The sequence below is a fragment of the Planomonospora algeriensis genome (genome assembly GCF_977012225.1).
The window spans coordinates 1-6,701 of sequence record NZ_CDRNDK010000353.1 but is presented as its reverse complement, the minus strand read 5'-3'; the positions used below and the strand labels follow the sequence as shown (position 1 = coordinate 6,701).

The following is a 6,701-nucleotide window of genomic DNA, read 5'->3' as shown; positions in this document are numbered from 1 at the left end:
GTGCATCATGCACTGGCTTTTAGCACACTGTTGAGTTCTCAAGAAACGGACGCGTTCTCCGTCCGATGAGCCTGGCGGCCGCATCTCGCGGGGCGTTTCGTTCGTTCCGTTGTGTCTTTATTCTTTCAGATCCGCTTTTCCGTGTCAATTTGACCCGGTCCGACCGATCCGTCTGGAATTCAGACCGCCCCGTTTCCAGGGCAACCCCTCTAACCTACCCGCACATCCGATTCGTGTCGAATCGAGTGCAGGTGATCGAGAGGCCCCGAGTCCCCGGCGTCACCACCGGCTCCTTCAGGCCCGGTGAACTTTATGGACCCTCGCCCACCTCGTCAAATCGGCGCGGCCGTCCCTCGAAAACCCTTTGCCCGGCCGCTGTGACGGAGCGCACGCTTGGACGGTGACGATCCTTGAGGCCAAGGCCCTGGCAAAGAGATTCGGTGCGGTGACCGCCGTCCACGAGGTGAGCCTCGACGTCGGCCCCGGCGAGATCATCGGGCTCCTCGGCCCCAACGGCGCCGGCAAGTCCACCACCCTCCACATGCTCCTGGGACTCATCACCCCGGACTCCGGGAGCATCCGGATGTTCGGCCTGGACCTGGAACGCCACCGGGTCGAGGTCCTCAGCCGGATCAACTTCGCCGCCAGCTATGTGGACCTGCCCGGGGTGCTGCAGGTCCGCGAGGTGCTGGACGTCTTCGCCCGCCTGTACGGCGTGCGCGACCCCAGGACCCGCGTCGAGGAGCTCATCGAGTTGCTCGATCTCGGATCCCTGCGCAGACGCAGGGTGATGGAGCTCTCCTCCGGCCAGCGCACCCGCGTCCAGCTGGCCAAGGCGCTCGTCAACGAGCCCAGCCTGCTCATCCTCGACGAGCCGACCGCCAACCTCGACCCGGACGCCGGTGACCGGATCCGGAGCCTCCTGGTCCGCGTCGCCCGGGAGAGCGGCCGGGCCATGCTGATCACTTCGCACAACATGCAGGAGGTGGAGCGGATGTGCGACCGCATCCACTTCATGTCCGCGGGACGGATCGTCGCGAGCGGCAGCGCCGCCGAACTCGCCGACGTCTACAGCGCGGACAGCCTGGAGGAGGTCTTCCTCAAGGTCGCCCGCTCACTACCGGAGATGACCCGCTCATGACATCCGTGACCGTGACCCATCCCCCGCTCGGCCTCCCCGCGCGCATGACGCGCATCGGCGGCGTGGTCCGCCGGGACTTCGCCGCGTTGCGGCGCAGTCCGATCCGGATGTTCGAGATCGTGTTCTGGCCGACGATCGAGTTGCTCGTCTGGGGCTTCGTGACGGTGTTCCTGCAGTCGCAGCGGGTCCCGTTCGTGGTGGCCTTCCTGATCGGCGCCGTGCTCCTCTGGCAGGTGCTGCAGAAGGCCAGCAACGAGATCTCCATCGCGTTCCTGGAGGACATCTGGAGCAGGAACCTGCTGAACGTCCAGGTGAGTCCGCTCTCCACCGTCGAGTACGTGATCGGCCTGATCCTGTTCTCCTTCGGCAAGGTGGTCTTCGCCGTGGCCGTCATGGCGGGCCTCGCGCTGGCCTGCTACGGCTTCGGTGTCACCGCCTTCGGCGCCGGGCTGGTGCCGTTCATGGCGCTGCTGCTGGTGATGGGCTGGTCCCTGGGCCTGGTGGGCATCTCGGCCGTACTCCGCTTCGGGGAGAACGCCCAGGTCATCGCCTGGTCGCTGGTCTTCGTCGTGCAGCCCCTGGCCGGCATCTTCTACCCGGTCGAAGTGCTGCCCGAGCCGCTCCAGGCCGTCGCCTCGTTCCTTCCGGCGACGCACGTGTTCACCGGCATGCGGACCGTCCTCGGCGGCGGCGCCGTACCGTGGGACAGCCTGGCCTGGGCGGCGCTGCTGGCCGTCGTCTACCTCGCGGCGGCGCTGGGGCTGTTCGCGTGGACGCTGCGTTACGCCCGTTCCCACGGGAAGCTGTCCCGCTTCGGAGAGTAGCCGCGGCAGGCACGGCGGATGGAGTGGTCAGCGGGGACGGGCCGCCGGCGCCGAGGTGCCGGACATCGTCGCCGCGATCACGCTGACCAGGCCCTCGACGACCTCGCCCCGGTCCACCTCGGGGTGTTCCAGCCACCAGTCCCCGGTGGCCTGGACCATGCCGACGAAGGCGTGCCCGAGCACCTGGGCGCGGACCGGGTCGAGGACGTCGGACTCCGCGGCGATCACCCGGCCGAGTTCCTCCCCCAGCCCGCGCACGACCGCGGTCATCTGGGAGTGGGTCCGGCTGTCCTCCGCCCCGGCCCGGTGGAAGAGGAACCGGTAGAGGTTCAGGTTGGCCGAGATCATGTCGAGGTAGGCGGTGACCGCCGAGCGCGCACGGCCGCGCAGGTCGGCCCCGGCCCTGTCGAACTCGGGCCGCAGGAGGGCGACCACGCTCCGGACGTGCCGGCCGGCCAGCGCCTGGTAGAGCCCGCTCTTGTCGCCGAAGTGCCGGTAGAGGATGGGCTTGGTGATCCCGGCCTCGGCGGCGATCGCGGCCATGGACGCCTCCGGGCCCTCCCGCCGGATCACCCGGTCCGCGGCGTCCAGGAGCGCCCGCCGCCGCTCCGGATCCCGTCCGCTCACGAATGCCCCCTCTCGGAAGAGAGATCAGCATAAGCGGGGAGGCCGGTCCCGGAACCGCCGGTTCCCGCCCCGCCGGAAGATCCCTCCCGGAGACCTCACCGTGAAGACCCTTTCTCCCCTAAAGGTCTCATGGCGCTTTCCAAAGGATATTTCCCTTTATCCCGGGCAGGGCCAGCCTCGCAGGACGCGCCTTCGGGCGGGCGGACCGGTCGGGCAGGGGACTCTTCAGGTGGCGGGCGATTCGATGGGGAAAGCGGTGAGGAAGCCGGCGGGGAGGGTGCGCGGGCTGGCGGCGCGGGTGGCGCTGTGGTCGCTGAAGGCGCTCAACGCCAGGCGGGCGCACCGGGCGCGCGCGGACGCCGGGACGGTCCGGATCCTGCTGCAGCACGCCTACGGCATGGGCGGGACGATCCGTACCGTGCTCAACCTCGCCGGTTACCTCGCGCGGGAGCGCGAGGTGGAGATCGTCAGCGTGGTCCGTACGGCCAGGGAGCCGTTCTTCCCCGTTCCGCCCGGCGTGCGGGTGTCGTTCCTGGACGACCGGACCGTGCCCGCCGGGCCGCTCGCCCGGCTGCTGTCGCGCTTCCCCAGCGTCCTGGTGCCCGAGCAGGAGCGGGTGCACCACGCCCTGAACCTCTGGACCGACCTGTGCCTGGTGCGCCGCCTGCGCTCGTTCCGGTCCGGCGTCGTGGTCTCCACCCGCCCCGCCTTCAACCTCGTCACCGCGCTGTTCGCGCCTCCCGAAGTCGTCACCGTCGGCCAGGAGCACGTCACGTACGGCGTGCACGCTCCGGAGATCCTGCGCCTGGCCAAGCGGCGGTACGGCAGGTTCGACGCCTTCGTCACCCTCACCCGGGCCGACCGGGACCAGTACGCCAGGCTGCTGAGGGCCGCCCCGCCGCGGCGGCTGGTCCGCATCCCCAACGCCCTTCCCGACCTCGCGGGCGACGTCTCGGGGCTGGAGGAGAAGGTCGTGGCCGCCGCCGGCCGGCTGGTGCACGCCAAGGGCTTCGACCGCCTGATCGCGGCCTGGAGGCACATCGCGGCCGAGCACCCGGACTGGGTGCTGCGCATCTACGGCGCGGGCACGCGGAAGGCGGAGGACCGGTTGCACGCCAGGATCGAGGAGGCGGGCCTGTCCGGCCGGGTGTTCCTGATGGGGCGCGCGGCGGAGCTCGGCGTGGAGCTGTCGAAGGCGTCGGTCTACGTCGTCAGCTCGCGCTACGAGGGATTCGGCATGACGATCCTGGAGGCGATGAGCAAGGGCGTGCCGGTGGTGAGCTTCGACTGCCCGCACGGACCGGGGGAGATCATCACCCACGGGCACGACGGGCTGCTCGTGGGCTCCAAGAAGCCGTCCGCGCTGGCCGAGGCCGTCTGCCGGCTGATCGAGAACCGGGAGCTGCGCCGCAGGCTCGGCCGGAACGCCCTCGTGACGGCCTCCGGGTACGACCTCGACACGGTCGGCGCGATGTGGGACGAGCTGCTGGACGACCTGACCGAACGTAATTCAACCAGGATGAAAGCGAACTTCCGGTAATCTTGCCGCTCTCTCCAGGAGGTGGCAGGTGGCCGAAGCAGGTGCCGTGGCGGTCCCGGGCTACGAGGTGTCCGGCGTGCTCGGTCAGGGCGGTTTCGGGATCGTCTACCGGGCCCGGCAGCTGGCCGTGGACCGGGAGGTCGCGCTCAAGGTCGACAACCGGGTCCTGGTCTCCGAGCGCGACCGGCGCCGCTTCATGCGCGAGGTCACCTCGGCCGGGGCGCTGTCCGGCCACCCGCACGTCGCGCACGTCTACGACGCCGGGGTGCTGCCCGACGGCCGGCCGTACATGGTGCTGGAGCTGTGCCCCGGCGGGTCGCTGCTGGACCGGCTGCGCGCCGAGGGGCGGCTGGCTCCGGCCGAGGTCGCCGACATCGGCGTCCGGATCGCCGACGCGCTCTCGGCCGCGCACGCCGCAGGCGTGCTGCACCGCGACATCAAGCCCGCCAACATCCTGATCAACCGCTACGGCAACGTGGTGCTGTCGGACTTCGGGCTGGCCACCATGCCGTCGGCGGGCGGCGAGATGTCGGTGACCCGCGAGTCGCTCACGCCCGCCTACGCCCCGCCAGAGGCGTTCGAGCTGACCGAGCCCACCGCGGCCGGGGACGTCTACTCCCTGGCCGCCACGCTGTACGCGCTGCTGTCGGGCCGCCCGCCGCGCTTCCCGGAGAGCGGCGTGGCCAACCTCGCGGTCATCATGGCTCTGCACCGGCAGCCGATCCCCGAGATCCCGGGGGTGCCGCCGGAGCTGACCGAGGTGCTCCGGCAGGCGATGGTCTCGGATCCGGCCCGGCGCACCCCCTCGGTCGCGGCCCTGCGCGACGCTCTCACCGACCTGCGCCTGGCCCGGCACGCCGCAGCCCCCCTCCCTTCTCCCCCGCGACCCCCTCGGCGACCCCGTCCGGGTTCGCGACGGGGCTCCCCGCGGGAGGGCCGTCCGCCACCGGGCCCTCGCCGTACGGCATGCCGCCCGGACGGCCGCCGTCCGGTCCGTCCGGTCCCTCCGGTCCGTCTGGAACGGGGGGCGGGCCCGGTGGTGAACCGGTGCGCGCGCATCTGACCTCGCCCGGCCTGCGGGAACTCGCGCACACCCAGGCCCCCGCGGTCCCCGCGGCGTCCGGCGGGTCCAACGGCAAGGTGTTCGCCGCCGTGACGGTGGCGTTCGTCATCCTGCTGCTGGCCGGGGTCGGGCTGATGTACATGGAGGGCGGCGTGGGGGGCGGCCTGTCGGCCGGGTTCTCCTCCACCGGGGAGAGCACCGGCGGGCCCGCGGCGGACGGGGGTACGGCCCCCAGCGGGAGCGAGGGTTCCGCCGGGGAGGAGGCTCCGGCGGAGTCCGCCGCGATCGAGGGGGTCGACACCGTCACCGCGGGCTGCGCCGCCGCCGGGGTCTCCGGGGCGGGGGCCGCGTGCGTGGCGGAGGCCGAGTGCTGGAGCGGTCTGCTCGTCATGGCCGGCGACGCGAGCGCGGGACGGGTCGGCTGCGAGGAGGCGCACTACTGGGAGACCTACGCGGTCGCCACCCTGCCGTCGGACGTCTCCACCCACGTCCAGCAGGTGGTGGAGAAGAACCCGACCGTGAAGAAGGTGTGCGCGTCGCGGATCATGCTCGCCTCCCGGTACGGCGACGCCCGCAAGATCGCCGCCGGGAAGTGGCGCTCGACGGTGCTGCCGCCCTCGAAGCAGCAGTTCGCCGACGGCGACCGCACCTACCGCTGCCTCGGGGGGATCCTCGGGCCGGAGGAGACGGGCACGCTCTTCCGGCCGTCCTGATCGGCGCCGCGGCGGGCCCGGCCCCCGGTGGCGGGCCCGCCGCGGGCGGTCAGGACCGCTGCCCGGGCCGGTCCACGATCGTCGAGGCCAGCTCGGCCGTGACGTAGGCGCTGCCCGCGGGGAACGCCACCTCCCCGCCGATCACCTCGTCGCGCAGCCACACGGTCCGGCTCCCCAGGTAGCGGAAGGTGTCCGGTTCGAGGATGAGGTAGCGGCGCTCCCGCTCCTCTCCCGCGGGACGGTGGAAGACGCCCAGTCCCGCCCGGCCCGCCGCGTCCCGGACGCCGAGCTCCACCGCCACCCCGGGGATCCTCGCCAGCGCGCGGTAGATCGCCGCCTCCAGTTCCGGCGGCATGACGGCCCGCTGGCCCAGGTAGACGGAGAGCACCCGGAAGGCGCGGGCGTCGGGGGGCTCGGCCCCGCCCGAGGCCTCCTTCGGCAGGTCGATCCAGTGCCGGTCCCCTGTGACGTGCGCCAGGAGCTCGTCGGGGTCCGTCGGCAGTCTGCGGAGCCTCTCGGCGTACTTCTCCGGTGAGAGGTCGTCGTCGCCCGGGTCCGGCGGCACGTCCTGGACCCGGAAAGCGCCGTCCAGGCCGTATTCGGCGTTCTGCCGGCCGTCGTAGCGGAGCCACTCCTCGTGCTCCTGCACCTCGCCGTCCCCGTTCGGCTGCACGGTGACGTACCTGCGGTACTGCCACTGGTGCGGGCGGGGGGCCGCGGCCGCCGGCCGGGACTCGGCGACGAGCGCCGCCCGCTCCAGCACCACGGCCGTCTCGGCGTACCGCGCGGTCAC

General features: G+C 72.0%; 7 protein-coding genes. 5 read left to right on the top strand and 2 right to left on the bottom strand.

The annotated features are described in order from the left end of the window. The first annotated feature begins 400 nt into the window (after positions 1-400). The gene (locus ACWJ6R_RS27175; protein WP_449064957.1) at positions 401-1,141 is read left to right on the top strand and encodes an ABC transporter ATP-binding protein; all 741 of its coding nucleotides are present in this window, start codon (positions 401-403) and stop codon (positions 1,139-1,141) included. Next, positions 1,138-1,965 carry an ABC transporter permease gene (locus ACWJ6R_RS27170; RefSeq protein WP_449064956.1) on the top strand — a complete coding sequence of 276 codons (828 nt, stop codon included), beginning with the start codon at positions 1,138-1,140 and terminating at the stop codon, positions 1,963-1,965. The genes ACWJ6R_RS27175 and ACWJ6R_RS27170 overlap by 4 nt, the downstream gene beginning before the upstream one ends. A gap of 27 nt (positions 1,966-1,992) precedes the next feature. On the opposite strand, the gene ACWJ6R_RS27165 is transcribed toward ACWJ6R_RS27170, so the two are convergent. After that, entirely contained in the window at positions 1,993-2,592 is a 600-nt protein-coding gene (locus ACWJ6R_RS27165) for a TetR family transcriptional regulator (protein ID WP_449064955.1), read from the bottom strand. 256 nt (positions 2,593-2,848) lie between these two features. Here ACWJ6R_RS27165 and ACWJ6R_RS27160 point away from each other — a divergent pair, with 256 nt between their 5' ends. The 3 genes from ACWJ6R_RS27160 to ACWJ6R_RS27150 are packed head-to-tail and all read left to right on the top strand — an operon-like array spanning position 2,849 to position 5,908. Further along, positions 2,849-4,132 (top strand): glycosyltransferase family 4 protein, encoded by a 1,284-nt coding sequence (locus tag ACWJ6R_RS27160; protein ID WP_449064954.1) that lies wholly within the window; start codon positions 2,849-2,851, stop codon positions 4,130-4,132. 28 nt (positions 4,133-4,160) lie between these two features. Then, positions 4,161-5,195, top strand: a complete 1,035-nt coding sequence (locus tag ACWJ6R_RS27155) for a serine/threonine-protein kinase (RefSeq protein ID WP_449064953.1) — start codon at positions 4,161-4,163, stop codon at positions 5,193-5,195. Next, the gene (locus tag ACWJ6R_RS27150) at positions 5,180-5,908 is read left to right on the top strand and encodes a septum formation family protein (RefSeq protein ID WP_449064952.1); all 729 of its coding nucleotides are present in this window, start codon (positions 5,180-5,182) and stop codon (positions 5,906-5,908) included. Before ACWJ6R_RS27155 ends, ACWJ6R_RS27150 begins: the two co-directional genes overlap by 16 nt. Positions 5,909-5,957: 49 nt before the next feature. On the opposite strand, the gene ACWJ6R_RS27145 is transcribed toward ACWJ6R_RS27150, so the two are convergent. Next, positions 5,958-6,701 (bottom strand): CU044_5270 family protein (locus tag ACWJ6R_RS27145; RefSeq protein WP_449064951.1); only part of this gene is annotated, 744 nt, incomplete at its 5' end.

What these genes read in the sequence shown, in the direction of transcription:
- ACWJ6R_RS27170 (WP_449064956.1), top strand. Translation starts at nt 1,138, where the DNA reads ATGACATCCGTGACCGTGACCCATCCCCCGCTCGGCCTCCCCGCGCGC.